At 62.6% G+C, this 23,625-nt stretch carries 21 protein-coding genes and 1 pseudogene; 19 read left to right on the plus strand and 3 right to left on the minus strand.

Annotation, left to right across the window (positions count from 1 at the left end; all coding sequences use genetic code 11):
* Positions 1–114: 114 nt before the first annotated feature.
* The 5 genes and pseudogenes from ACH9L7_RS17415 (at position 115) to ACH9L7_RS17435 (ending at position 6,333) form a co-directional block, all read left to right on the plus strand.
* Positions 115–1,176, plus strand: a complete 1,062-nt coding sequence (locus ACH9L7_RS17415; protein ID WP_396613407.1) for an iron transporter — start codon at positions 115–117, stop codon at positions 1,174–1,176.
* Positions 1,177–1,356: 180 nt separating this feature from the next.
* Positions 1,357–1,590 (plus strand): annotated as a pseudogene (locus ACH9L7_RS17420) (DNA-binding protein); the annotation flags it as partial.
* Positions 1,587–2,984: a hypothetical protein gene (locus ACH9L7_RS17425; RefSeq protein ID WP_396613408.1), complete on the plus strand. Its 1,398-nt coding sequence runs from the start codon at positions 1,587–1,589 to the stop codon at positions 2,982–2,984. The pseudogene ACH9L7_RS17420 and the gene ACH9L7_RS17425, both read left to right, overlap by 4 nt.
* Before the next feature lie 99 nt (positions 2,985–3,083).
* Positions 3,084–5,834 carry a heavy metal translocating P-type ATPase gene (locus ACH9L7_RS17430; RefSeq protein WP_396613409.1) on the plus strand — a complete coding sequence of 917 codons (2,751 nt, stop codon included), beginning with the start codon at positions 3,084–3,086 and terminating at the stop codon, positions 5,832–5,834.
* A 106-nt stretch (positions 5,835–5,940) separates the two neighbouring features.
* Positions 5,941–6,333, plus strand: a complete 393-nt coding sequence (locus tag ACH9L7_RS17435) for a high-potential iron-sulfur protein (RefSeq protein WP_396613410.1) — start codon at positions 5,941–5,943, stop codon at positions 6,331–6,333.
* 76 nt (positions 6,334–6,409) lie between these two features.
* On the opposite strand, the gene ACH9L7_RS17440 is transcribed toward ACH9L7_RS17435, so the two are convergent.
* The gene (locus tag ACH9L7_RS17440; RefSeq protein ID WP_396613411.1) at positions 6,410–6,859 is read right to left on the minus strand and encodes a hypothetical protein; all 450 of its coding nucleotides are present in this window, start codon (positions 6,857–6,859) and stop codon (positions 6,410–6,412) included.
* A 76-nt stretch (positions 6,860–6,935) separates the two neighbouring features.
* Positions 6,936–7,517 (minus strand): hypothetical protein, encoded by a 582-nt coding sequence (locus ACH9L7_RS17445; protein WP_396613412.1) that lies wholly within the window; start codon positions 7,515–7,517, stop codon positions 6,936–6,938.
* Positions 7,518–7,751: 234 nt separating this feature from the next.
* Between ACH9L7_RS17445 and ACH9L7_RS17450 the strand changes: the two genes are divergently transcribed.
* The 9 genes from ACH9L7_RS17450 to ACH9L7_RS17490 all read left to right on the plus strand — a co-directional run bounded on the left by ACH9L7_RS17450 (position 7,752) and on the right by ACH9L7_RS17490 (position 14,502).
* Positions 7,752–8,669: a DMT family transporter gene (locus ACH9L7_RS17450; RefSeq protein WP_396613413.1), complete on the plus strand. Its 918-nt coding sequence runs from the start codon at positions 7,752–7,754 to the stop codon at positions 8,667–8,669.
* Between the two features lie 131 nt (positions 8,670–8,800).
* Entirely contained in the window at positions 8,801–9,394 is a 594-nt protein-coding gene (locus tag ACH9L7_RS17455; RefSeq protein ID WP_396613414.1) for a TetR/AcrR family transcriptional regulator, read from the plus strand.
* A 38-nt stretch (positions 9,395–9,432) separates the two neighbouring features.
* Positions 9,433–9,609 carry a hypothetical protein gene (locus ACH9L7_RS17460; protein ID WP_396613415.1) on the plus strand — a complete coding sequence of 59 codons (177 nt, stop codon included), beginning with the start codon at positions 9,433–9,435 and terminating at the stop codon, positions 9,607–9,609.
* Between the two features lie 211 nt (positions 9,610–9,820).
* Positions 9,821–10,495, plus strand: a complete 675-nt coding sequence (locus ACH9L7_RS17465) for a DUF2306 domain-containing protein (protein WP_396613416.1) — start codon at positions 9,821–9,823, stop codon at positions 10,493–10,495.
* Positions 10,496–10,665: 170 nt separating this feature from the next.
* The gene (locus ACH9L7_RS17470) at positions 10,666–11,706 is read left to right on the plus strand and encodes a metal ABC transporter substrate-binding protein (protein ID WP_396613417.1); all 1,041 of its coding nucleotides are present in this window, start codon (positions 10,666–10,668) and stop codon (positions 11,704–11,706) included.
* Positions 11,703–12,512, plus strand: coding sequence for a metal ABC transporter ATP-binding protein (locus tag ACH9L7_RS17475; RefSeq protein WP_396613418.1), 810 nt, complete (start codon positions 11,703–11,705; stop codon positions 12,510–12,512). Before ACH9L7_RS17470 ends, ACH9L7_RS17475 begins: the two co-directional genes overlap by 4 nt.
* 137 nt (positions 12,513–12,649) lie before the next feature.
* The gene (locus ACH9L7_RS17480) at positions 12,650–13,468 is read left to right on the plus strand and encodes a metal ABC transporter permease (RefSeq protein ID WP_396613635.1); all 819 of its coding nucleotides are present in this window, start codon (positions 12,650–12,652) and stop codon (positions 13,466–13,468) included.
* Between the two features lie 116 nt (positions 13,469–13,584).
* The gene (locus ACH9L7_RS17485) at positions 13,585–14,097 is read left to right on the plus strand and encodes a TRAM domain-containing protein (protein WP_396613419.1); all 513 of its coding nucleotides are present in this window, start codon (positions 13,585–13,587) and stop codon (positions 14,095–14,097) included.
* Positions 14,098–14,208: 111 nt separating this feature from the next.
* A complete protein-coding gene (locus ACH9L7_RS17490) occupies positions 14,209–14,502 on the plus strand; it encodes a hypothetical protein (protein ID WP_396613420.1) in 294 nt (97 codons plus the stop codon).
* A gap of 130 nt (positions 14,503–14,632) precedes the next feature.
* Here ACH9L7_RS17490 and ACH9L7_RS17495 read toward each other — a convergent pair whose 3' ends face one another.
* Positions 14,633–15,199: a TATA-box-binding protein gene (locus ACH9L7_RS17495; RefSeq protein ID WP_396613421.1), complete on the minus strand. Its 567-nt coding sequence runs from the start codon at positions 15,197–15,199 to the stop codon at positions 14,633–14,635.
* A gap of 125 nt (positions 15,200–15,324) precedes the next feature.
* Here ACH9L7_RS17495 and acs (ACH9L7_RS17500) point away from each other — a divergent pair, with 125 nt between their 5' ends.
* The 5 genes from acs (ACH9L7_RS17500) to ACH9L7_RS17520 all read left to right on the plus strand — a co-directional run bounded on the left by acs (ACH9L7_RS17500) (position 15,325) and on the right by ACH9L7_RS17520 (position 23,623).
* Complete coding sequence (gene acs, locus ACH9L7_RS17500) at positions 15,325–17,304, plus strand: acetate--CoA ligase (protein WP_396613422.1); 1,980 nt, start codon at positions 15,325–15,327, stop codon at positions 17,302–17,304.
* Positions 17,305–17,418: 114 nt separating this feature from the next.
* Positions 17,419–19,209: a bacterio-opsin activator domain-containing protein gene (locus ACH9L7_RS17505; RefSeq protein ID WP_396613423.1), complete on the plus strand. Its 1,791-nt coding sequence runs from the start codon at positions 17,419–17,421 to the stop codon at positions 19,207–19,209.
* Between the two features lie 195 nt (positions 19,210–19,404).
* A complete protein-coding gene (acs, locus tag ACH9L7_RS17510) occupies positions 19,405–21,405 on the plus strand; it encodes an acetate--CoA ligase (protein ID WP_396613424.1) in 2,001 nt (666 codons plus the stop codon).
* Positions 21,406–21,551: 146 nt separating this feature from the next.
* The gene (locus ACH9L7_RS17515) at positions 21,552–21,983 is read left to right on the plus strand and encodes a DUF4212 domain-containing protein (protein ID WP_396613425.1); all 432 of its coding nucleotides are present in this window, start codon (positions 21,552–21,554) and stop codon (positions 21,981–21,983) included.
* A complete protein-coding gene (locus ACH9L7_RS17520) occupies positions 21,980–23,623 on the plus strand; it encodes a VC_2705 family sodium/solute symporter (RefSeq protein WP_396613426.1) in 1,644 nt (547 codons plus the stop codon). Before ACH9L7_RS17515 ends, ACH9L7_RS17520 begins: the two co-directional genes overlap by 4 nt.
* The last annotated feature ends 2 nt before the right edge of the window (positions 23,624–23,625 follow it).

Here is a 23,625-nt window from a genome sequence, read left to right on the forward strand (position 1 = left end):
TGAGAAATTCTTGACGATGGTCGAATGCGGTCGGTGAAACACAACTCACATGACTGCTCGGTTGATAGCGTAGGCAAGTCGCCTCGACGGGTACGAACGGGGCTTTCATTCGACATGAAACGACGAGATGCGCTCAAAACCCTCGGAATCGGTGCGCTCACCGCGACAGCTGGGTGTCTTGGTGGATTCGAACGCCAGTCTGCGTGGCGCGACCCGCCGCTCGTCGAGGACCGTCCTGATGCCGTCTACGTCCCTGCACTCACAGAAGGGATGAAGATGTACGGGACGTCGTCGGCGGGCCCCTACGACGTTGCGTTGACCTACTCGTACCCGCACCGGTTCTGGACGGTCGCTGGAACCGACTTCCAGAAGACGGTCGTCGAGGCGGACGATTCGCTCCACCTCATGGCTTCTGTGTGGGACCGCGAGACGGGGACAGTACTCCCGCTCGATGCCGGGGTCTCTATCGAAATCCTTCGTGATGGGTCCCTCGTGAGTGAGGAACTCGCGTACCCGATGCTCTCCCAGCAGATGGGGATGCACTATGGCTCTAACTACACGCTCGACGGCGAGGGTGACTACGAGGCCCGCGTTCGAATTGGCGGGACATCGCTCCACCGCACGGGGTCGTTCTCCGGGCGATTCGAGGCCGCAGAGACCGCCAATTTCCAGTTCACGTTCTCGACGGATGACCTCCACGAGGTGAAACTGGAACGTCTCGACGACAAGGCGGGTACCCGCGGTGCCGTTCCCCCCATGAAGATGATGGGGGTGCCGACGGGGGTTGCCCCCGAAATCGAGTCGCTCCCCGGAACCCACCTCGAACGACAGACCAGCGGCGACGCGTACTTCGACGCCTTCGTCGTCGCCGACGGGGCACGATTCGGGAGTGACGGCGCGTACGTCTACGTCTCTGCCCGCACTCCACACAACGAGTTCATCCTGCCCATGATGGGCATCGCGGCGACACTCGAACGCGACGGAACCACCGTCGTCGAAGGCCGACTCCGCCGGACGCTCGACCCCGAACTCGGATACCACTACGGTTTCCCCGTCGAATCGGTCGAAGCAGGTGACACGGTTCGACTCTCCATCGACGTCCCACCGCAGGTCGCCCGCCATGACGGCTACGAGACGGCATTCCTCGACTTCGAAGCCCTGTCGTTCGAAGTCTGACGCCGACGAGACAACAGAAACGTTCAGAACTACCCAGACGATACTTCGAACCAACACGGAATGTCCGATACCGACGCGACGGCCGACGACGGAATCGCTCCCGGTTCGACCGCCGGAGCAACCGACAACGACGGCGGCGATGGCGGCGCATTCGGCAGCGGCGGCGACGGCGGCGAGGCGTCCGACCGCCACGTCTGTCGGACGTGCGATGCTGCCTATCCGTCGGCGCGACTCCTCACGCTTCACCGCGGTGCGAGACACCCAGACGACCTCTCAGCCGAGGAAGTCGAAGCGTACCGTGAGGCGTACTACGCCGAGGAGCGCGAGTTGAAGTCGTTCCGAATCCGCGCGCTCGGCGTCCTCGTCGCGTTATACTTCGGATTCCTCATCCTGTTCATCCTCTTTGCTTCATGAGCCGAACGACCACACTCAGACGAATCGGTCTCTCGGTCCTCCTTGCGAGTCTCCTGTCTCTCCTCGCAGGCCCGGTGGCCGCGAGCAACGGTGCTGTCGGACTCGCGGGCGCGTCGCAGGACAACCTCGCGGTTCCGCAGTGGCTCTATCTCGCCACCGGCGGTGCCACAGTCGGTGCGTCGGCCCTGCTTGCGAGTTTCGTGACCGACAGGCGATTTATCGAACAGGTCCACTCGTGGCGGACGAGCGTCGAACTCGATGCTGTCGTTCGCCGGGGCCTCGGCGTCGTCGGGAGCCTCCTCGGCGTCGTACTCCTCGGTCTCATCGTGTACCTCGGATTCACGGGTCCGCAGGCTCCGACGCTCAACTTCGCCGTCATCATCACCTTTGCGGGTCTCCGCGCCGGGTATACGATGTTCACGTACCTCGTCGGCGACACGTGGCGGGCGGTCAATCCGTGGCGAACAGTGGCGTCTGTCCTTCCGAACGGGTTCGTCGGCTACCCTCGGAAACTCGGACGGTGGCCTGCGGTTGCCGGAATACTTGCGTTGGTGTGGGTCGAGACGGCCGCTGGCGTTACTCGCCAACCCGACTTGCTCGCATGGGCCGTCGCCGGCTATTCGCTCGTCACGATTCTCGGTGCAGTTCTCGTTGGCACGGACGAGTGGTTCGACCGCGCTGACCCGGTTTCGGTGTTTCTCCGGTTCTACGGTCGTGTGGCTCCGATTCGCTGGAACGACGACGGTCTCTCGGTTCGACTTCCGGGGATGCGACTCGTCACCGACGACGAGGTGACAGACCTCGCGGACGTCGCCGTCGCCGTCGTTCTCGTCTGGGAACTCACGTTCAGTGGGTTCGTCACGACCGAGCAGGGTGCGGCCGCTATCACGGCCGTCGTCGAGGCCGGACTCCCGGCGCTCGTCGTCTACGGCGTCCTCTATCTCGGCGGATTTGCGGCATTCCTCGGGCTCTACGTGCTCGCGAGTCGAATCACCGTCAGACGAATCGAGACGTTCGAGACGCCGCGCTCGCTGGCTGTGCGGTTCGCCCCGTCGCTTCTCGCCATCGCCGTCGGCTACCACCTCGCTCACTACTTCGCCTTTTTCGTCTCGTTGTCGCCGATGCTTACGGGTGCGCTCTCCTCGCCGCTGTCGCCACCTGCGAACCCGGTCGTTCTCACGCTCCCTGCCTGGTTTGGTGGCTTGAACGTCACGTTCGTCCTTCTCGGGCATTTGCTGGCCGTCTGGGTGGCGCACTCGCAGGCGTACGACACCTTCCCGAGTCGGATGCAGGCGATTCGGAGCCAGTTCCCGTTCGTCGCGGTGATGATATTCTACACCATCGTGAGTCTCTGGCTCGTTGCGCTGCCGACTGCGTCACCGCCATTCCTCTGAGTGGTTATCAACCTAAGAGAAGAATTTTATTAAAAAATCTTACTAGGGTGCCGGTTTCTAACAGGTGGATTATTAACTACCCCGTGACTACTGCCGTCCATGAGCGAAAACGACGGTCGCGTCCCGGACGACGAGATGGACGCGGCCGATGTCCCTCCAGACGATTGTGGCTGTGGCGACTCGTGTTCGGTCTCCAGCGACGCTGCCACAGACACGAGCGGTCGTGACCCGCGGTCTGACTCGGACTCGGACTCGGACTCGGACTCGGACTCGGACTCGGACTCGGATTCCGACACGGGCAAGCCCGGCACGAACGGACGAAGCAACTCCGATATGAACGACCCGGGCGTGAACGGTTCGTTCGAACGCACCGAGTTCAGTGTCCCGGAGATGGACTGCCCCTCGTGCGCCGGAAAGGTCGAATCGAGCGTCCGCCGCCTCGACGGCATCGACGACATCGACCCGCGGTTTACCGCCGGGCAACTCGTCGTCGACTTCGACCCAGCGCGGACATCCGCCGCGGACATCCGAGCACGAGTCGAGCGCGCTGGATACGAGGTGACTGACGAGCCGACGACCCGAACGCTCACGCTCTCGGTTCCGGAGATGGACTGTCCATCGTGTGCTGGCAAGGTCGAAAACGCGCTCGACGGCGTCTCGGGCGTCGTCGACTACGATACGCGGCCAACCTCGGGGAAAGCCGTCGTCACCCTCGCCGCCGACCCTGACCCCACGGCCGTCGTCGCGGCCGTCGAAAGCGCGGGTTACGACGTGGCCAGCACCGACGCCGACGAACTGGGTGGTGCTGAGGCTGGCAGCGATGTCGATGCCGAATCCCAGAGTGTCTGGCGGAGCACCCGCGCACTCAAGACGTGGGCCAGTGGTGGATTCCTCGCGGCAGGTATCACTGCGGAGTACCTCCTCGGACTCGAACTCGTCGTCGCGTCCGTCCTCGGCGTCTCCTTTACCCTCGCTGAAGTCCTCTACCTCGTCGGTGCCGGTGTCGGCGGGCAGGCCATCCTCCGCAACGGCTACTATTCGGCTCGAAACCGGAGTCTCGACATCGACTTCCTCATGTCGGCGGCTATCCTCAGCGCCGTCACCGCGAGTCTCATCTCGCCCCCGACGAGTCTCTACTTCGAGGCGGCGACGCTCGCGTTCCTGTTTAGCGTCTCCGAACTCCTCGAACAGTTCTCGATGGGGCGAACGCGCGACTCACTGCGCGAACTGATGGACCTCTCGCCCGACGAAGCGACGGTCAGACGCGACGGCGTCGAGACGGTCGTTCCGGTCGAAGACGTCGAGATTGGCGACGTTGTCGTGGTCGCGCCCGGCGAGAAGATACCGCTCGACGGGACGGTCGTCGCCGGAGAGAGCGCGGTCAACCAAGCACCAATTACCGGTGAGTCGGTGCCGGTCGACAAGACATCTGGCGACGAGGTGTACGCCGGGACGGTCAACGAGGCCGGGTCGCTGGACGTTCGCGTCGAATCCGCGGCGGGCGACGACACGCTCTCGCGCATCATTTCGATGGTCGAAGACGCACAGGCGAACAAGACCGACCGCGAGCAGTTCGTCGAGCGCTTTTCGTCGTACTACACGCCGCTTATGGTCGTCGTCGCAATCACCGTCGCCGCGGTGCCGCCCATCGCGTTCGGCCTCGACTGGGCGACGTGGTTCGTCTACGGCATCACCATGCTCGTCCTCGCGTGCCCGTGTGCGTTCGTCATCTCGACGCCCGCCTCGGTCGTCTCGGGTATCACCTCGGCGGCCCGAAACGGCGTCCTCATCAAGGGTGGCACGCACCTCGAAGCGATGGGGTCGGTCGAAGCCATCGCCATGGACAAGACGGGCACGCTGACGAAGGGCGAACTCGCCGTCACCGACGTCGTTCCGCTCAACGGAAACACCGAAGACGACGTGCTCCGGTGCGCTCGCGGTCTGGAACGCCGCAGCGAACACCCAATCGGCGAGGCAATCGTCTCGCATACCGACGGCGCAAACGTCGCCGAGCGCGAGATTTCGGAGTTCACGAGCATCACGGGCAAGGGCGTCCGCGCCGACCTCGACGGAGTCACGCACTTCGCCGGGAAACCCGGCTTCTTCGCGGAACTCGGCTTCGACCTCGGTCACACCCATATCGCCGACTGGGATGGGTCGCTCACCGACGAGGTACGGGAGATGTGTGATAGACAGGGCTGTCTGAACCTCGTCGAAGACACTATCCCGCGTCTGCAATCCGAGGGTAAGACTGTCGTCCTCGTCGGGACCGAAGACGAACTCGAAGGGATGGTCGCTGTCGCGGACGAGATTCGCCCTGACGCCCGCGAAACGGTCGAGCAACTCAAGGCGTTCGGGCTGTCGGTGGTCATGCTCACCGGCGACAACGAGGGAACCGCTCGCGCCATCGCCGACGAGGTCGGCGTCGACGACTTCCGCGCCGGACTCCTCCCCGAGGACAAAGTCGAGTCCGTCAACGGACTGCTCGACGAGTACGGGTCGGTCGCGATGGTCGGCGACGGCATCAACGACGCCCCCGCGCTCGCAACGGCGACGGTCGGCATCGCCATGGGTGCCGCCGGGACCGACACGGCGCTGGAGACGGCCGACATCGCGCTTATGGCCGACGACATCTCGAAGCTCCCCTACCTGTACGAACTCTCACACCAGGCGAACAGCGTCATCAAACAGAACATCTGGGCGTCGCTGGCTGTCAAAGCACTCCTCGCTGTCGGCGTCCCGTTCGGCTACGTCAGTGTCGCGCTGGCCGTCCTCGCGGGCGACGCGGGGATGACCCTCGGCGTGACGGGCAACGCGATGCGACTCGCTCGGATTCGCCCGGACGACTAGCGACTCAGAACCCCATTTCTGTGTCAAGTGCCATCAATTATCATGATTTTCTGGCACCGCGAGAAACGCCATGCGAAACTTATGGTGTCATCAGTAATCACTAGCTATGCCTGACGAAACGCGTACTCGGCGGCACTTCGTGTGGCTAACCGGCACCGCGGCGATGGCTAATCTCGCTGGATGCAGCGGCGATGGCGGGGACGGTGGGGATGGTGACGACACCGAAACTGAAGCACCCACGACGGCCGACGCGGGCGACGGCGTCCCCGAGGAGTACGTCACGGCGACCTCGATCGGTGGGAACGAGCGAAACCCCGAACGCCTCTCCAGCAAAGACGCCGTCTCCTACCAAGAGGAACCGAAAGACGGCCAGCGGTGCTCGGACTGTCAGTTCTACATCGAAGACAAAAACGGGGACGGAATGGGGGCGTGTTCAATCGTCGAAGGGACGATTTCTCCCGAGGGCTACTGCGTCTCGTTCGTCGAACACGAGGGGTAGACGATCCACGAGGGGCGGACGGCTCGAACCAGCGACTGACCGGCAGCTAACCGACCCGACTCGGCGCTTCGATTTGTTAGTCGTCTCTCGATACCGCACTCTGAATGCGGCAGTTCACCGCTTTTTCCTCACCGTCGCGTTCGACTGGTATCACCCACTGTTCGCCACAGCCGAGTACTGTCACCATCTCGTCGCCCTGACGGTGTTTCACGGAGACGAAGACTTCGTTCCGTTCGGGGTCGTGGTCGACGAGTTCTATCAGCACGTCCTCACCGGCGATGAGCAGGTTCTTCGCGCCGTCTAACTCCATCGCGTACGATTCCGTGTTTCCATCGGGGTCGGTGACGAACAGTTCGACTGCGGGGATGTCCTCGCCGTCGGGGTAACTCGCGTCGACCGCCAGCGCACCGTCCTCGATTCGAATGTCGTGGATGTCCACCAGCGACGCCGCCACGCCGACCGAGTCTGCGACCTGCTGGCGGAGGTCACCCATCGGGATTCGAACCGACTTCCGAATCGTTCCCATACACCCTCTTATGTGGGGGGGATGTATGAGAGTGTTCGCTAGTCGGTAGCAAAATCGGGGGCGTCGAGGGCGTTCCTCACCCGGTGTCGTCGAAGTCGGAGAGCGCCTCGGCGAGTCGCGACCCTGACGGGACGGCGGCGGCGAACTCGTCGGACCCGAACGGAACGTCACCGTTCACAGAGAGGAACCCGAGTTCGCCCGCTGCGGCGCTGTCGAGGTTCGTGAGAAACGCCACTTTTCGCGTGGCTGTGACGTTCTCGACGACGGCATCTGGGTCCACGGATTCGTAGAGTGCGCGATGTTCGTGAACGTGCCGGACGCAACGACTCGTCGGCGCGAACAACAAGAGGACGTTGACGCCCGGGCCGTCGCGGGCGAGTCGCGGGCGGACGTGGTGCTCGTCGTCTTTGTAGAAGTACCGCTCCATGCGACGGTACTGGCGAAGCACCTCGTTTGCCCCCGTCGCGTGACGCACGGCGGCGTCCGCTTTGAGTTCGATGAGGTAGTCGACCGGTTCGGGCGTTCGAACTCGCACGTACACGTCGGCGACGCCGCGGTTCCCGTAGTGGTCGTACGGCTCTTCGAGGTGGATGTCAACGTCGTCGAAGGCCGCCCGAAAGTGCTCGACGATACGGGTCGCCAACTCGTCTTCGCGCATCAGTCGGCCGAATAGTCAGCGTCGCCGTGTTTAGGTCCCGCGATTTCGGAGACGTGACCGCGCGACCACGCCACGGGTCGTCGAACAGTTCAGCACAGTTCGAGCAAAACGACTAATATCGATTGTGTGGTAACGAATCGCTCACGTGCTAGACGAAACTACAACTTGTGGTGGTCGTCCTCGATTTGGAATCGAATCAGAGCGCCCCGAGAGACGGGTGACGGGGCGGTTCTGGTGAACAGGCGTGTCGCCGTCGGGCTGTTTGCCCTCCTCGGTGGCCTCTGGGGGAGTTCGTTCGTCGCTATCGAAATCGGCCTCGAATTCTTCCCGCCGCTCCACTTCGCGGCGTTTCGATACTACCTCGCGGGGGGTATCGTCCTTGGCTACGCCCTCGTCTCGACGGACTACTGGCGGCCGCGGACTCGTACGGACCTGATGCTCGTCGGTATCGCTGGTGGATTGATGATTGGCGGCCACCACGCGTTTCTCTACATCGGCCAGCAGTACGTTCCGGGTGCCGTCGCGGCAATCGTCATCAGTCTCGGTCCGGTTCTCACGGCACTCTTCGCGACGACCCTCCTCGGTGACCGACTCTCTCCACTCGGGGCGGCTGGCTTCGCGCTCGGGTTTCTCGGCGTCGGTCTCGTCGCGCAACCCGACCCTGACGCGCTTCTTTCCAGCGATGTCGTCGGCGTCGGAATCGTCTTCGTCGCTGCCGTGTGCTTCGCGCTCGGCGCCGTCTTGACCCGCCCGTACTCGTCGGACATCCCGGCGCGAACCCTGCAAGCGTGGGCGATGCTCTTCGGTGCGGCGCTCCTTCACGTCGGTGGCGTCGCCACACACGAGTCGCTCGCGGCTATCGAGTGGACGACGACAGCCATCGGGTCGCTCGTCTACCTCGCCGTCGTCAGCGGTGCCGCGGCGTTCCTCATCTACTTCGAACTCCTCGCGCGGTTCGGTCCGACCCAGATAAACCTCATTGGATATCTCGAACCTGTCTCGGCGACACTCCTGAGTTGGGCCTTCCTCGGCCACCTCATCGACCCACTGACGGCGCTCGGATTCGTCTCCATCTTCGTCGGATTCGCGCTCATCAAGCGGCGGGCGCTCTCGGAACTGGTCGTCTCCGTTCGTCACCGGTCGAGTTCCTAGCCCGCCTCGGCCGGGACGCTCTCCGACAACCCAGACACCGCTGCGGATGCAACACGCACCTTTTGGATGCAACATACTTCTGCGGAGCAACGCGCACAAGTACCTCGCCAAGCGAATACTCACCTAGTCAGATGTCGGCCGACGCCGTCCCCCCGGAACAGAAAGCACAGATAGCCCACGCGGTTCGTCAGGCCCTCGCCAAACACGGGTACGCCCGACTCACGACGAAGAAAGTCGCCGCCGAGAGTGACAAAAGCGAGGCTGGGTTGTACTACTACTACGATTCGAAAGACGAGATGATTGTCGCGTTTCTCGAAACCTCGGTGGACTATCTCGCACGCCAACTAGACGAGATTCCCGCTGACGGTCCCGAAGAGCGCCTTCGCGCCGTTTGCGACCTGCTTTTGGTCGACGAGGACGACGAGGCCGCCCGCGGCGTCAACATCGCCGTCATGGAACTGCTCTCGCATGCGCCGCACAACGAGACCCTCCGAGAACCACTCTTGGAGATGGAACGCCACACCCTCAGCGTTGTCGAAGGCATCCTTCGTGAGGGTATCAACGAGGGTGTCTTCCGCGACGTGGACCCTGCCGGAACCGCGGCGTTTCTCCTGTCGGCTACCGACGGCTACACTGGATTCGCGCTCGCGCTCGGAATGGATGGCGTCGGCGACGAACTCAGAGACGCGCTCTCGGCGTACATCGACTCGCTTCTGGTCGAATAACCCCCGAAATTAATAGAATCTGTACGATGGTGTCAACTATGGAACTGGAGACCAAGGCGCTTATCACGGGGTTGATTGGACTCCTCGGCGCTGCGGCTTTCTTTGGACTGACTATCTATCCGTTCCAGTACGGATTGGTCGAGAGTTTTCTCCTCGCGGGCCTCGTCGTCATCTTCGTCCTCTTCGAGACGGTTCTTGACGATACGACCTTCTGAGGAAGCACTGTCGCACGGTTTTTCGGGGCATCGAACGACGAATCGAATTGGGCCGAGAACAAAGTAAGTACTTACTCAGTAGATTTATGCTGTTTCTCGAACAACTTGTTTACATGCCACCCACGACACGTCCGCCAGGAGTCTGTTCCAACACGAAGTCGAAGTGGGCGACTTCCATCGCCCCCGGTACCCGTCACGGTGGTGGTTCGCGGTGACCCTCGTCGAAGACGCGACGCTCGGCATTCACATCATCGCCGGATTCGTGGCGCTCTTCGCGGGAATCGGTGCCATCGTCACGACGAAAGGAGGGTTACGGCACCGTCGGGCAGGTCGGGTCTACGTAGGTGGGATGGCAGTGGTCGCCCTCACGTCGTTGCTGCTTTTCGTCTTCGACCCAACACCGAGTCGAACCTTCCTCGCGCTCGTCGCCGTCTTCAGTTACTACTTCGTCTTTTCCGGCTACCGGGTCCTCTCCAGAAAACGGCCCACTGACAGACCGGAGACGGCCGATTGGGTCGCAGTCGGCCTGCTCACGGGTGCAGGCGTCGGCCTGCTTGCGATGGGTGGACTCCTCTTCCAGTCGGGGGACAGATTCGCCGCTGTGATGCTGGTGTTCGGTGCTGTCGGAACTGGATTCGGACTCAAGGATATTCGGGCATTCCGCCGGTCACGTGCTGACTCGCGCGAATGGTTCTACGAGCACATCGGTCGGATGGGAGCGGGTTATATCGCCACTGTGACGGCCTTTTCGTCGGTCAACTTCGATTTCCTCCCTCCCGTGGCGGCGTGGTTGTGGCCGACTGTCGTCGGGAGTCCGCTCATCTATCTCACTATCAGGAAGTACAAACGTCGGTCCAGTTCTGGTCACGCCCAGGCGGCAGACTGAGGCCTCTTTCCCTGCTCCACTCTTTTTCCGCCTTTTCACTCCTGCTTTCATCCTTCTCGCACTCCCCCCTATTTTCGACCCTCTCGCCGACGTTTACTCGCACCGAGTAAATAACAACATCCAGATTTAGAATAATAGGTCTTATTATCTAGGAACAGAATTCTATTAACATGAACTTGAGAACTCGGCGCGGGTTCGTCACCGCGCTCTCTGGGGCGGCCGCCGCCGGACTCGCAGGATGTCTCGGCTCAGCGACGGGGGGCCAACCGTCGAACAAGACGCGCGCTTCGGCTTCGTTCTTCGTCTTCGGCGACATCGCCCGACACGTGGCTGGCGATGCGGCGACTGCCGAGACGCTCGTCCCGACTGGACAGCACGGCCATGGATGGGAACCTGGACCGGACGTGCAGGGCCGCGTCTTGGAGTCAGACCTGTTGGTCCACGGCATGCCGGGATTTCAGCCGTGGGCCGATGACATCCGAACCTCGCTCGACGCGGATGGCGCATCCGTGGTGAGCGTCGATATCACCGCGGACGTTGACCTCCACGAACTCGGCGCTGATGGTGGGCACGCACACGACGAGCACGAAGGCGAGCATGCTGACGACGACCACAGCAACGAGGACCACGAAACATCAGAGTCCCACGACCACGACCACGACCACGACCACGGCAACGTAGACCCGCACTTCTGGTTGGACCCGAAACGGGTCGCAACCGCAACGCAAACGCTCCGAAAAGCGTTCCAGTCCGTCGATGAGGCTAACGCCGAGGCCTACGCGTCGAACGCGGCGGCCTACGAAGACACGCTCTCCGACCTCGACTCGGCGTTCGAATCCGAACTCGCGTCCAGAACACGGGATGTCGTCCTCGTCGCCGGACACAACGCCTACGGGTATCTCGAAGACCGCTACGACCTCACCGTCGTCACGCTCTCCGGTCTGTCCCCCGACGACGACCCGACACCGCGTGATATCGAACGGGCGCAGGCGGCAATCGCTGACCACGGAATTCAGCACATCCTCGCCGACCCGCTGGAATCGGACCGCGCGGCGACGCAACTCGTCTCGGAGACGGACGCGACGGACGTGCTTCCGTTCACGTCGATTCCGGGACTGACGCCTGAATGGGAGGAAAAGCAGTGGGGATACGTCGACATCATGCGGAACGTGAATCTTCCGTCGCTTCGGACGGCGCTCGGTGCGGAATGACGGCCATCTCGCTCCGTGATGTCGCGTTCTCGTACGGCGACGTTCCCGTTGTCGACGGCGTCTCACTCGATGTCGCAGACGGTGAGTTCCTCGGACTCGTCGGTCCGAACGGGTCGGGAAAGAGCACCCTGTTGCGCTTGATGCTCGGTCTCGAACGTCCGGACCGCGGCGAGGCACGCCTGTTCGACGAGCCAGCACACGACTTTGCAGACGGCGAGCGCATCGCTTACGTCGCACAGGACGTGACCAACGCGGCCCGCGATATGCCGATTACCGTCCGCGAAGTCGTCCGCATGGGTCGCTACCCACGCAACCTGTTCGGACGATTTTCGGACGCGGACCACGCCGCTGTCGACGGCGCGCTCGACAGAGTCGATATTACTTCCCTCGCGGACCGCCGCGTCGGCGCACTTTCCGGTGGCCAACGCCAGCGCGTCTTCGTCGCTCGCGCGCTCGCGGCCGAATCAGACCTCCTCGCGCTCGACGAACCGACCGTCGCGCTGGACGCTGAGTCGCGCGAGTCGTTCTATGACCTCCTCGCCGAACTCAACGGCCGCGGACTGACTATCGTGCTTGTCGAACACGATATCGGGGTCGTCACCGCGCGAGCCTCTCGAATCGCCTGCCTGAACCGACGGCTCTACTTCCACGGCGATTCGGAGGACTTCGCCGAGAGCGACGCTCTCGCCGCGGCCTACGGGGCGAACCAGCGCGTACTGGACCACTCGCACGGCCACCACGATGCCGACGCTCAGGGTTCGGATTCGGGGTCACAGGCGAGTCCGGATTCGGAGGTGCAGCAGTGACCGGCATCGACCTCTTCGCTCCGCTCTTCGTCGTCAACACGCTCACGGGACTCCTCGATTGGTTCCTCTCCGGCGTCGACGGCGGCTTTTCGTGGGTCGCCGACACCACGGGCGCACAGTTCCTTGGGTATCCGTACATGCAACGGGCGTACCTGGCGGTTCTCTGTATCGGAATCGTCGGCCCGCTGGTCGGGTCGTTCCTCGTCTACCGCGACCTCTCGATGGTCGGCGACACCCTCGCGCACACCGCGTTCGCCGGGGTCGCGGTTGCGCTCTTCCTCGACGCCACGCTTGCGATTTCTGTGCCGCCGCTCGTCGGTGCCCTCGTTGTCGCCATCATCGCGGCGCTGCTCGTGCAGGCGCTGGTTGAGTTCACGGACGCCCGGAGCGACGCCGCACTCGCCATGGTGTTGACTGGGGGTTTCGCCCTCGGGAGCGTCCTCATCTCGCTCACCGGTGGCGGTATCTCTGTGGGAATCAATCAGTATCTCTTCGGGTCGCTGGCGACCGTCTCCCGCGCCGACATCGGATTGCTCGTCTCGATGGCGCTCGTCGTCGTCGCGGCCATCGCCGTCGCCTACCGCCCGCTGGTGTTCGTGACCTTCGACGAAACCGCGGCCCGCGCCTCCCGTGTCCACGTTCGCGTCGTGAACACGCTTCTGTCGGTCCTCACCGCGTTCGTCGTCGTCAGTGCGATGCGAATCATGGGAGTCATCCTCGTTGCGGCCCTCCTCGTCGTTCCCGTCGTGACCGCCTCCCGACTCGGACGGAGTTTCAAACAGTCACTCTGGTACGGAATCGCCGCCGGTGAGTTCGCCGGATTCGCTGGCGTCACCCTCGCGTATCAGTTCGGATTGGCTGCTGGTGGGTCGATTGTGCTCGTCGCTATTGGCGGGTTCATCGCTGTCGCGGTCGGCTGGCGGTTCTCGACCCGGCGTGGTTACGGCGCACGTTGACCATTCATTCGATTTCTACTCGGCCAAATCGCGAGACTGCTCCGTGCTGTCCACTGATTCGAGACGGGAGAACCGATTCACCATATTTTAACATCCTCTACTTCATAAAACACCCAATGCCAGATATTTCAGATTCTCTCCGACTCCTGTTCGAGACATCTATCGAGCGTCACGATGGTCGATACGTCGTTCCGATTCCCAAAGAACTCGTCGAGGGTGGGTCGCTCTCGACCGACGAACTCTACCGTATTGCACTGCTTTCCGCACCGAACGCCACCGAGACGCCGGTGGAGGCCGACTCGTCGACCACCTCGACGAAACAGCAGTCCGCTACCAACGGCGACCAGTCCGAGTCTTCGGACCAGAAGTACCAATCGTCGAACCAGAACTACCAGTCGTCGGACTACAACACTCGCCGGTCGCGCACGCCCCCCGTCGAGGAGGGTGAGGTTCGCTCTGTTACCATCGACACCCTCGGCGACCAGGGTGACGGTATCGCAAAGGTCGAACGCGGATTCATCATCATCATCCCCGGAACCCAACCGGGCGACGAAGTCGACGTGAAAATCACCGACGTGAAGAAGACGGTCGCCTTCGCAGAGCCGGTCAGCGAGCCGACGGTCAGATAACTTCCCGACTCTATTTGGATTTTTAGAAGCCGTTCGCTGAGACTGTGCTGAAGAGAGCGCGCCAACTATCGAGCCGGAACGGTTTTTGCCCACTCCTGAAAATCAAACGTCATGTCTCTCGGTACCTCGCTTGCGAAGTCCCTCCCAGATGAATCCATCCCACTCCGTCGAATCGGTCGCTACGCGTGCTATGCTCTCACCGTGGCCGCACTGGGGTTTCTCGGTGCCGACATCGTATTTTTCGTTCTCGATTTGTTCACCGGTCTCATCGAGAGTGGTCTCGGGCGGTTGTACGCCGGACTATGGCTCGATTTGCTGGACTTCGTCCAAGAAGTCGTCGAGGTGTTCTCGGTGCTCGTGGGTCTGGGCGTCTTCCTCTCGCAGTTCGAGAGAGGAGACCTGTGAGTGGTGCTTGCATGAGAGTCTGAAATCGTAGCAGAACGAGGTAGCACACCCACTCTTTTCCCTTGGTTCTCCACACCTACCGGTCGCGGCCGCCGCGTCGGCGTACGTGAAGTCAGTACTCGGCCTGCGCTCAGCCGAGCAGTCCGAGTTTCTGCACCTCGTCTCTGACGACCTGAATGGCCTGTTCTGCCTGCGCAACTTCCTTCGCACCGGTGATGACCACCTTCCCGCTGCCGAACATGAGCACGACGACGCTCGGTTCTTCGAGGCGGTAGACGAGTCCGGGGAACTGCTCGGGTTCGTACTCGACATCTTCGAGGCCGAGACCGATTGCGAGGGCGTTCAGGTTGAGGTTACTCCGCAGGTCCGCGCTCGACACGATGTTCTGGACCGTAATCACGGGTTCATCCGGAAGCGGGATGCCGAGTCCGCTGAGTTCCTCGAACAGGATGTCGAGTGCTGCGTGGACTCCGTCGACGCTGTCCGCGCCGGTACAGACGATTTTCCCAGACCGGAAGACCAGACAGGCGGACTTCGGGTCGCTCGTTCGATACACTAACCCCGGGAAGTTGTCCGGGTTGTACTCCGTACCTGCCATATCGAGTGACAGGCTCTTGAGGTCGAGTTCTTGCTCAATTCCGGTCGAGGCGACGACATTCTGTATCTCAATCGACTCGACTACGTCCGTCCCTGACATTTCGTGAACAAGATTGCACCCAGACGTGTTTAAAGTGGGGGTCTTTCGTCCCGCCCGACTCCCGTCCGCGAATCGCCGCCGTTTCGTGCGAACCTTTTATGGTTCGACGTTTGCTGTGTTGGTCCATGTCGAACGGTCGGGAGTCGGGCACCCCGGAGCAGTCGGCCGAACCGAGCGGTCGCCTACCGCCGACAGGGTTTGTCGAGCAGGCGAACGCGGCCGACGCGTCCATCTACGAGACGTTCGAATCGACGTGGCCCGACTGCTGGGAGCAGGCGGCGGACCGACTCACGTGGAACGACGCCTACGATACCGTCCTGTCGGGAGACGGCCCGCCATTCGAATGGTTCGCGGGCGGCACGCTCAACGCCTCCGTCAACTGTCTCGACCGGCACGTCGAAGGCGACGGGAAGAACCGGGTCGCCATCAAGTGGGAGAGCAGAACCGGCGAGACGCGCGTCTACACCTACCAAGACCTCTCCCGCGAGGTCAACGAGTTCGCGGCGGGACTCCGCGAGTTGGGCGTCGAAGCGGACGACGTAGTCACGCTCTACATGCCGAACATTCCCGAGTTACCCATTGCGATGCTCGCGTGCGCCCGCCTCGGCGCACCGCACAACGTGGTCTTCGCCGGTCTCTCGGCCGACGCGCTCGCGACACGTCTCGAAAGCGCAGCGTCCAACTATCTGGTCACGTGTGACGGCTACTATCGCCGGGGGAATCCGATACTGCTCAAGCGGAAGGCGGACGACGCACGACTCACCGTCGACCACGACGTTCGGGAGACGGTCGTCGTCGACCGCCTCGACGGCGACACCCACCTCGGAGCGAACCAACACGACTACCACGAACTCGTCGAGCGCCACGCCGGGACAGTCGTCGACCCTGTCGAGCGTGCGGCGAACGACTGCCTGTTTCTCATCCACACGTCGGGGACGACAGGCGAACCAAAGAAGGTCAAACACACGACCGGCGGCTATCTCGCACACGTCACGTGGACGACCGAGACGGTCCTTGACCTCGGTCCCGCCGACACCTACCTGAGTACGGCCAACATCGGGTGGATTAGCGGCCACTCCTACGTCGTCTACGGCCCGCTCGCGGTAGGTTCGACCGTCGTGATGTACGAAGGCGCGCCCGACTACCCCGAAAAAGACCGCATCTGGAATCTCATTGAGTCGAACGCGGTGGACGTGTTCTACACCGCACCGACGGTGATTCGCTCCTTCATGAAGTGGGGTGCGGAGTACCCTGACGCACACGACCTGTCGAGTCTCCGTCTTCTCGGAACGGTCGGCGAACCCATCAACCCCCGCGCGTGGAAGTGGTACTACGAACACATCGGCAACGAGGACTGCCCCATCGTGGACACGTGGTGGCAGACCGAGACGGGCGGGATGATGGTGACGACCCTTCCTGGCATCGACGAGATGAAACCGGGGTCGGCCGGGCGACCCATCCCCGGAACCGACGCGCAGGTCGTCGACGGAACCGGGGCGGCCTGTGCTCCTGACGACCCCGGATACCTCGTCATTCGACGGCCGTGGCCGGGCATGCCACTCGCACTCCAGCGAGGCCGCCGGTGGGCGGACGACCACGCCGCCCCGGTCGATATCGATGGGTGGTTCTACTTTACGGGCGACGGCGCAAAAGTCGACGACGACGGCTACATCACGGTACTGGGCCGCGTCGACGACGTTATCAACGTCTCTGGGCACCGCCTCGGGACGATGGAAGTCGAAAGCGCCATCGTCGATGTCGACCACGTCGTCGAGGCCGCAGTCGTGAGTATCGACGACCCTCGGGAAGACGGCATCTACGCGTACGTCACGCTGGAGGCAGGCGTCACCGGCGACGAGGCGATTCGCAACCACATCGTCGACCGCGTCCGCGAGCGAATCGGTCCCATTGCAATCCCGGAGGAGATAATCTTCACTCCGGACCTCCCGAAGACGCGGTCTGGCAAGATTATGCGTCGGTTCCTCGAAAACATCACCAACGGCGAGCAGTTCGGCGACACCTCGACCCTCCGAAACCCCGAAGTCGTCGGCGAACTGGAGTCTATCGTCCGGGACCGAACGGGAACTTCGGAAGATTCTGAATAACCGAAACCCGAATTCTCCTTCTCAGCGGATATTCTGAGGACCGAGTGCGAAGTTGCGGAGAATTTCCACCGCCACCGGAACGATTTAGTTCGTCTTCCGTGACGATACCGAAAGATGAGTTGGCCGCGGGATACGTCCGGCACGGCCCAGGAGTGGGAGACCGCCTACGAGCGACTGCGCCGTGCGACCGAGACGTACCGTGAGGACCTCGTCGTCAGACTGGGTGCCGAAGTTGGGTTGACTCCGACCGAGATGAGTCGCCTTACTCCTGCTCACGTCGCGAACGACCGCGCACACGGAACGGACCTCACCGCGCTTTCGGTGCCTGCAGATGGCCGTACTACGTATCTCCCGTCCGACGTGGAACACGACCTGCGGAAGTTCGTCACAGCCAACAGCGTCGGCGAGTCAGACCGCGTGTTTCCGGTCACGCCGCGGCGACTCCAGATGCTCGTCTCGACGGTCGGTGACCGTGCTGCAGAGCGATTCGGACAGGACGAACTCGCGGCGCTCTCGTCGCGCGACCTACGGCACTACTTTGCCAGACAACTGCTCGCTGATGGCGTCCATCCGGGCGTCGTACTGAAAGTCGGCGGATGGGACCGATTGGAGCGTCTCGACCCGTTCCTCGACGACCCCTCGGACGCAGCCGTCGTCGAAGCGCTCTCGTCCGACCCTGTTGCCGGTCAGTCCCATACTGGCGCGGCCCACGGTCACGCCGGTGCTGTCGGTATCCGTCCGGACACCGCCGCTTCGAGACGATTGCGCTCGGTCGTCGAACTCGTTCGGGAGGCCAGTGATGCACTCTCGAACGCGACGACGCGGGACGAACTGGGGCGAACGCTCTGCGAACAGTTTGGCCGGTCGGGTGCGTATCGCTTTGCGTGGCTGTCGACAACCGACACGGCGGCCGACGGGTCGCAGAATGCTGTCGGCATCGACGAGGTGGCACTCGAAGATATTCGGGATTCAGCCCCTGACGCGGACATTCGAGGTAACTCCGACCAGCCAGTTCACACGGCGAATGCAACCGTTCAGACTGATGAGGGGGCGGTTGTTCTTATCAGCGTGTCCCTCGTCCACGGGGAGACAACATACGGCAGGTTGCACCTTGCGGCACCACCGGGGACTGTCTCCGCGGGCGAATCGGACGTGTTGGCGGCGCTTGGGCGACAGGCAGGTGCCGCGCTCGCGGCTATCGAGCGGCGGAAACTCCTTCTGGCGGACACCGTCACGCGGCTTGGATTTCGGTGTTCCGACGATGCAGCGGTGTTCGTGCGCATCTCCGGAACGCTCGGGTGTACAGTCGAACTCCGCGGTGTCGCACCAATCGAAGACCGGTCGCTGCTTTGCTTCCTCGCTGTGCGCGACGTGACGACCGAACGAGCGTTCGACGCGTTCGACGACGCCCCGGAGATTTCGAACGTTCGCTTGATTCGTGACCGCGGCGAGGAGTCGCTTTTGGAGGTCGTCCTCTCGGGACAGTCGCTTCTTTCGGCGGTCTCGGCGCACGACGGCACCGTCTCGGCGTTCGTCGCCGAGGACGGCACCGCGAATTTCGCGGTAGAGCTTCCGAACGAAACGCCGCTTCGGACCGTCATCACCGAACTGACCGACGCGTACCCGGACACCAAACTCCGGTCGAAGCGAGAAGTGGAGCGTGACCCGCAGACGGCGACGGACTTCCGGGAGTCGGTTGAGGGGCGACTAACAGCTAAGCAGCACTCCGCCCTCCGTGCCGCCTATCTGGCGGGATACTTCGAGTGGCCCCGTGAGAGTACCGCTGAGGACCTCGCCGACTCGCTCGACGTGTCGTCGCCGACCCTCCACCAACACCTTCGGACCGCCCAGCAGAAGTTACTCCACTCGTTCTTCGACGACCTCGACACCCCGACGAACCACTAAATCATTAGGGTCGAAAACCGCGTTTCTGTTCTCTCCGATTGTGTCTGAAAGATGATTAAATAATTCAGACACTTTGTACTGGTGAAACAGAGCGGGTAGAGGCCCTCTACGTGAGCATCCGAGAAAAATATCTTATTGTTCATGATAGTTAGATACTCGACTTATACCCTTGTCTGTTCCTCGCTATCACAGAGCATGTCGGAAGAAGTCCAGGTAGAACTTGAGGCACGACTTGCAGAACAAGCGGAGTTCGAACCGTCGGCGGAGTTCGTCGAACAGGCGAACGTCTCCGACCCGGAAATCTACGACGAGTTCGAAGAGAACTGGCCGGAGTGTTGGGAGCAGGCGGCCGACCTCATCGACTGGGACGCACCCTACGACGAGGTGTTAGACGATTCGAACCCCCCGTTCTACAAGTGGTTCACGGGCGGGAAACTCAACGCCTCCTACAACTGTCTCGACCGGCACGTCGAAAACGGCGACAAGAACCGGGTCGCCATCAAGTGGGAAGGCGAACACGGCACGACGCGCACGTACACGTATCAGGACCTCTACCGCGAGGTGAACGAGTTCGCGGCGGCGCTTCGAGACCTCGGTGTCGAGGAAGACGACGTTGTGACGCTCTACATGCCGATGATTCCGGAACTCCCCATCGCCATGCTCGCGTGCGCCCGCATCGGCGCGCCGCACTCGGTGGTCTTCGCCGGATTCTCCGCAGAGGCACTCGCCACGCGGATGAACTCGGCGAACTCGGAGTTCCTCGTCACGTGTGACGGCTACTACCGCCGCGGCGACCCCCTCGACCACCTCGACAAGGCAAACGAGGGACTCGACAGCGTCGACCACGGTGTCGAAGCGACCGTCGTCGTGGACCGTCTCGGCGACGACGGGTTCGGCCACGAACTCCGCGGCAACCAGCACGACTGGGACGACCTGTTGGCCGACCACGCAGGTGACCGGGTGGACCCGGCCCAGCGGGATGCCGAAGACATGCTCTTTTTGATGTACACGTCGGGAACGACGGGTCAACCGAAGGGTGTCAAGCACACCACCGGCGGCTATCTGTCGTACGCGGCGTGGACCTCCCACGCGGTGCTGGACATCGAGAAAGAAGACACCTACTGGTGTTCGGCAGACATCGGCTGGATTACCGGTCACTCCTACATCGTCTACGGGCCGCTGGCACTCGGCACGACCACGGTGATGTACGAAGGCACGCCGGACTACCCGACGCGCGACCGTCTCTGGGAGATTATCGAGAAGTACTCGGTAGACATCTTCTACACGGCACCGACGGCGATTCGGGCGTTTATGAAGTGGGGAAGCCAGTTCCCCGAACAGCACGACCTGTCGAGTCTCCGTCTTCTCGGAACGGTCGGCGAGCCAATCAACCCGCGTGCGTGGAAGTGGTACTACAAGCACATCGGCAACGAGGACTGCCCCATCGTGGACACGTGGTGGCAGACCGAGACGGGCGGGATGATGGTGACGACCCTTCCCGGTGTTGGGAAGATGAAACCCGGTTCCGCCGGGCCGCCGCTTCCCGGCATCGACGCCCAAATCGTCGATACGACCGGTGAGGTAGTCGAGGCGGGACCGGCCGGCTATCTCACGGTGAACAAACCGTGGCCGGGGATGCTCCGCACGCTCTACAAGAACGACGAGCGCTTCATCAGCGAATACTGGCAGGAGTACTCCGACACCAAAAGCGACGACTCCGAAGACTGGGTGTACTTCCCAGAAGACGGTGCAAAGGTGGACGACGACGGCTACATCACGGTACTGGGCCGCGTGGACGACGTTATCAACGTCTCCGGCCACCGCCTCGGGACGATGGAAATCGAGTCCGCCATCGTCGGCGTCGAGGGCGTTGCCGAGGCGGCCGTCGTCGGTGCGAAACACGACCTGAAAGGCGAGGCGGTCTACGCCTACGTCATCACTGAAGACGGGTCCGAGGGCGGCGACGACCTCCGCGGTCGAATCGTCGAGGGCGTCGAAGACGCCATCGGCCCAATCGCCCGTCCCGAGGAGGTCGTATTCACGCCCGAACTGCCGAAGACGCGGTCTGGGAAGATTATGCGCCGCCTCCTCGAGGACGTCGCGAACGGCGACGAACTCGGGAACACCTCGACGCTTCGGAACCCCGACGTAGTCGAGGATATCCAACAGAAGGTCCAACAGCAGCAGCGCGACTGAATCGCTCGCACACTACGTCGTTCGGACGCGCTGTGGCTGGAGCGTCCGGGTGGTACGGGAGTTCCACGGGTGGCTGAGCGTGGGAACTCATCGACGTCGTGAGCGACGCGAACGGAACTGACACGGGATTCGACACAACGAAATCAATGACAACCGACACGGCTGGGTCCACTGACCCGCACGAACCGCAGACGAAGGCCGCACAGCACGAACAGATAGACTACCTCGACCGGGAGGTGAACCTCCTGAAGCCGAGTACGCCCTTTATGCGCGACCATCTGAGGGTCATCTGGGCTGGATTCATCGCGTGGGCGCTTCTCACGTTCGGGCCGCCAGTGCTGACGTATCTGGCACCCGACCTCATGACGACGCAGTTGCCGGTCATCGGGTTCCCGGCGCACTACTTCGCCGTCGCGGTCCTCTCACCGACGAGTTCGCTCGTCCTCGCGTTCCTCTACTCGCGCAAGCGCGACCAACTCGACCACCGATACGGCATCGACCACGGGAAAGCGGCGAGTGACGCTGCGAGCACCCACGGCGGCGAAGCGGCGGCCGCAGACGGAGGAGTCACCGAATGAACTCGCTCGTCCTCCAGTCGGGCGACTTGCTCCCCGAGGCGCTCAACATCTCGTTCAAACCGATTCCGGCGCTCATGGTCGTCGGGATGTTGAGCCTCTTTCTCGCCATCGGCTACGTGTTCAAAGTCGCCGACACCGAGGGTATGTGGGTCGCCGGGCGGTCGATTGGCAACATCGAGAACGGGATGGCCATCGGAGCTAACTGGATGTCCGCGGCGTCGTACCTCGGGTTAGCGGGACTCGTCGCGCTCGCGGGCTTTTACGGCCTCGCGTTCATCATCGGCTGGACCACGGGCTACTTCGTCCTGCTCATCTTCCTCGCCGCCCAGATGCGCCGGTTCGGGAAGTACACCGCGCCGGACTTCGTGGGTGACCGATTCAACTCGGACACCGCCCGCGCTATCGGCGCGCTGACGACCATCCTCATCGGATTCGTCTACTCGGTCGGCCAGGCTCGCGGGATGGGCCTCGTCGGCCTGTACGTCTTCGGCACCGACTACGTGACCATGGTCGTCGTCATGATGGCTATCACCGTCGGCTACCTGACCGTCTCGGGGATGCTCGGCGCGACGAAGAACATGGCTGTGCAGTACGTCATCCTCATCGTCGCGTTCCTCGCGGCCATCTACACCGTCGGCTACGTCGGCGGCTACTCGACGGTCCTCCCGCAAATCGAGTACGGAAAACTCGTCGGTGAGCTGTCGGCGGAGTTCTCCGAACCCTTCGCCAACGCGGGCTTCTACCTCTGGATTGCCACGGCGTTTTCGCTCATCTTCGGCACCTGCGGCCTCCCGCACGTGCTGGTTCGGTTCTACACCGTCGAAAACGAGAAGACGGCGCGCCAGTCCACGGTCTGGGGCCTGTTTTTCATCCTGCTCCTCTACTGGAGTGCGCCCGCGCTGGCGGCCTTCGGCGTCGACCTCTACGACGCCTCGCAGTACGGCCCGACCTTCGCGGCTAACGGCGGCATGAGCGGCGGCGAAGGCGACCTGATTGTCGTCCTCGCCGCGCAGTTGTCGAACCTCCCGACGTGGTTCGTCGGCCTCGTCGCCGCGGGCGGTATCGCGGCCGCAATCGCGACGACCGCTGGACTGTTCATCACCGCCTCGTCTGCGGTCTCGCACGACATCTACACGAATATCGTGAACCCCGATGCAACCCAACGGCAGCAGGTGCTCGTCGGCCGCGCGACTATCGTCGTGCTCGGTGCAATCGTGACGATTACCGCCTTCGACCCGCCCGCGCTCGTCGGCGAACTCGTCGCACTGGCGTTCTCGCTCGCGGCAATCGTCCTGTTCCCGATGTTCTTCCTTGGCCTCTGGTGGGAGAACACCAACCGTCAGGGCGCGCTCGCGGGGATGACCGTGGGCCTCACGCTCTGGCTTGCGGCGGTCGTCAACGACCTCATCTTCCACTTCAGCGACGCGTTCGCCGAATTCGTCCCCGCAATCGGGGCCGCACTCGTCGGAACGCCGCTCGTGTTCGTTGTCACCATCGCCGTCTCGATGGCAACCGCCGAACCGCCGGAGCGAATCAAGAAGATGGTCCGGCAGTGTCACAGTCCCGAACCGATGGGACAGCAGCAATCCGCAGAAGATGTCATCGCTACCGACGGGGGCCAGACCCCCGCGGACGACTGACC

It is taken from the genome of Haloferax sp. S1W (genome assembly GCF_044593955.1).
In the GTDB taxonomy this organism is placed as follows: domain Archaea; phylum Halobacteriota; class Halobacteria; order Halobacteriales; family Haloferacaceae; genus Haloferax.

Bases quoted from the DNA above. Each gene is read 5' to 3' on its own strand.
- ACH9L7_RS17415 (WP_396613407.1), top strand. From the start codon at position 115: ATGAAACGACGAGATGCGCTCAAAACCCTCGGAATCGGTGCGCTCACC.
- acs (WP_396613422.1), top strand. From the start codon at position 15,325: ATGTCGAACGGTCGGGAGTCGGGCACCCCGGAGCAGTCGGCCGAACCG.
- ACH9L7_RS17435 (WP_396613410.1), top strand. From the start codon at position 5,941: ATGCCTGACGAAACGCGTACTCGGCGGCACTTCGTGTGGCTAACCGGC.
- ACH9L7_RS17455 (WP_396613414.1), top strand. From the start codon at position 8,801: ATGTCGGCCGACGCCGTCCCCCCGGAACAGAAAGCACAGATAGCCCAC.
- ACH9L7_RS17490 (WP_396613420.1), top strand. From the start codon at position 14,209: ATGTCTCTCGGTACCTCGCTTGCGAAGTCCCTCCCAGATGAATCCATC.
- ACH9L7_RS17445 (WP_396613412.1), bottom strand. From the start codon at position 7,517: ATGCGCGAAGACGAGTTGGCGACCCGTATCGTCGAGCACTTTCGGGCG.
- ACH9L7_RS17520 (WP_396613426.1), top strand. From the start codon at position 21,980: ATGAACTCGCTCGTCCTCCAGTCGGGCGACTTGCTCCCCGAGGCGCTC.
- ACH9L7_RS17440 (WP_396613411.1), bottom strand. From the start codon at position 6,859: ATGGGAACGATTCGGAAGTCGGTTCGAATCCCGATGGGTGACCTCCGC.
- ACH9L7_RS17485 (WP_396613419.1), top strand. From the start codon at position 13,585: ATGCCAGATATTTCAGATTCTCTCCGACTCCTGTTCGAGACATCTATC.
- ACH9L7_RS17425 (WP_396613408.1), top strand. From the start codon at position 1,587: ATGAGCCGAACGACCACACTCAGACGAATCGGTCTCTCGGTCCTCCTT.
- ACH9L7_RS17430 (WP_396613409.1), top strand. From the start codon at position 3,084: ATGAGCGAAAACGACGGTCGCGTCCCGGACGACGAGATGGACGCGGCC.
- ACH9L7_RS17460 (WP_396613415.1), top strand. From the start codon at position 9,433: ATGGAACTGGAGACCAAGGCGCTTATCACGGGGTTGATTGGACTCCTC.
- ACH9L7_RS17475 (WP_396613418.1), top strand. From the start codon at position 11,703: ATGACGGCCATCTCGCTCCGTGATGTCGCGTTCTCGTACGGCGACGTT.
- ACH9L7_RS17495 (WP_396613421.1), bottom strand. From the start codon at position 15,199: ATGTCAGGGACGGACGTAGTCGAGTCGATTGAGATACAGAATGTCGTC.
- ACH9L7_RS17515 (WP_396613425.1), top strand. From the start codon at position 21,552: ATGACAACCGACACGGCTGGGTCCACTGACCCGCACGAACCGCAGACG.
- ACH9L7_RS17470 (WP_396613417.1), top strand. From the start codon at position 10,666: ATGAACTTGAGAACTCGGCGCGGGTTCGTCACCGCGCTCTCTGGGGCG.
- acs (WP_396613424.1), top strand. From the start codon at position 19,405: ATGTCGGAAGAAGTCCAGGTAGAACTTGAGGCACGACTTGCAGAACAA.
- ACH9L7_RS17480 (WP_396613635.1), top strand. From the start codon at position 12,650: ATGCAACGGGCGTACCTGGCGGTTCTCTGTATCGGAATCGTCGGCCCG.
- ACH9L7_RS17505 (WP_396613423.1), top strand. From the start codon at position 17,419: ATGAGTTGGCCGCGGGATACGTCCGGCACGGCCCAGGAGTGGGAGACC.